Origin of the sequence: Acinetobacter sp. NIOH-H-8 (genome assembly GCF_046635365.1) — a bacterium.
Classification (GTDB): domain Bacteria; phylum Pseudomonadota; class Gammaproteobacteria; order Pseudomonadales; family Moraxellaceae; genus Acinetobacter.
Window position 1 is genome coordinate 1 of the sequence record NZ_JBHDVN010000277.1, and the last position, 411, is coordinate 411.

Below are 411 nucleotides of genomic sequence, written 5' to 3' on the forward strand. Positions count from 1 at the left end.
GATAGTTTGCGTTGGGATAAACAGCAGAGCTTTGAAAATAACTATCTTCGCCAGACAACAGCGCAAAGTATCTCTGAAACTGTACAACTTAGCGCTTCCCGCGCTTTTGTGATGCGTGACTGGATTTTGAGTACGTCAGTCGGTGTTTTCCATCGTAATGACAACGGTGGCGATAACGACGACAACGGCTTGTACTTATCGTTTTCGTTATCTGACACGCCAACGATGGATAGCAATAACAACAGCCATTCAACAAATGTGTCTACGGATTATCGTTATAGCGAACAGGATGGCGATCAAACGTCATGGCAGTTATCGCATACCTTTTATAACGATTCATTCAGCCATAAAGAACTTGGCGTAACCGTCGGAGGCCTGAACACCGATACCATAAACAGCGCGGTTAACGGG

The 411-nt window shown here is 45.3% G+C and carries 1 protein-coding gene; it reads left to right on the forward strand.

What is annotated here, in order from left to right; translation table 11 throughout:
- On the forward strand, positions 1-411 hold a 411-nt coding region (locus ACEWB7_RS18220), incomplete at both ends, for a hypothetical protein (protein WP_411581119.1).